This is a genomic window from Vibrio sp. S457-15, from assembly GCF_000960545.1.
In the GTDB taxonomy this organism is placed as follows: domain Bacteria; phylum Pseudomonadota; class Gammaproteobacteria; order Enterobacterales; family Vibrionaceae; genus Vibrio; species Vibrio parahaemolyticus.
The window spans coordinates 1-385 of record NZ_JYOQ01000096.1; the positions used below are offsets into that span (position 1 = coordinate 1).

At 49.9% G+C, this 385-nt stretch carries 1 pseudogene; it reads left to right on the top strand.

Features of this window, described 5'->3' with window-relative positions:
* Nucleotides 1–75: 75 nt before the first annotated feature.
* A pseudogene (locus UF05_RS08880) lies at nucleotides 76–385 on the top strand (TetR/AcrR family transcriptional regulator); the annotation flags it as partial.

Below are 385 nucleotides of genomic sequence, written 5' to 3' on the forward strand. Positions count from 1 at the left end.
AGAGACAGGTACAGCCTATGTAGGAGCAAAGAGGCGCTCATCCTCGCCGCACTAGAACAACGCCACCAAATCTTCATGGCGTGGCAAGAGGAAAAACTGTCATCAGCACAATCGAGTGCAGACGTGATCGACGAGTTGTTTACCGCGCATAACGGCTGGTTTCATGGTTCTGAGGAAAAATTGGGCGAGTTTCGCGGCTGTTTCTTCATCAACTCGTCCGCCGAATTCAGTGACGACAGTGGCGAGATCGCAACGTATTGCCGCCACCATATACAACAGGCTCGTGAGCTAATTCAACGCCATCTCAAATCAGACAACACATCATTACTCGATGTCATCGGCATCATGAAAGAAGGTGCCATCACTACCGCCTACATGACAAAAG